Genomic DNA, 427 nt, shown 5'->3' with positions numbered 1-427 from the left:
CGAGCTTCCGCATCGCCTTGTCGGCGTTCCTCGTGAAATCAATTCGACAGGCCACAGTGCGCCCTTACCTCGTCGATGCTGTACGTCTCAAGCCTGCCAGCACGATAGTCCTCGATATCCTTGAGAATCCCGTACTCGTACTCGAAACGGTCGATAGCTTCTTGCAGGGCTTCGTTAACGTAGAAGCTCCTCGACCTGCCAGTCTCCTTCGCAAGACGGCTGTAGCGCTCGTTCAACTCGGTTGGAATCCTGATTGATGTGACCGCGGTAGCCATGTCGCACCTCCTTGTCGTGTATTACAGGTACTACTATAACACATCATCTAGCCCGCCCGCGATACGTCCTCTGCTGTGCAGCGTGGTCGCGGTTCCACGCATCCGCCGCCCGCTGCGCATCGCGCAGCACGTCATTAAGGCTCTGTTGCCTT

General features: G+C 56.7%; 1 protein-coding gene. It reads right to left on the bottom strand.

Annotation, left to right across the window (positions count from 1 at the left end):
• Positions 1–38 precede the first annotated feature (38 nt).
• Complete coding sequence (locus NE591_RS12615; RefSeq protein ID WP_256156787.1) at positions 39–275, bottom strand: ribbon-helix-helix domain-containing protein; 237 nt, start codon at positions 273–275, stop codon at positions 39–41.
• Between the last annotated feature and the right edge of the window lie 152 nt (positions 276–427).

Source organism: Adlercreutzia sp. DFI.6.23, from assembly GCF_024462535.1.
Taxonomy (GTDB): domain Bacteria; phylum Actinomycetota; class Coriobacteriia; order Coriobacteriales; family Eggerthellaceae; genus Adlercreutzia; species Adlercreutzia rubneri.
This window is presented reverse-complemented; position numbering and strand designations above follow the sequence as displayed.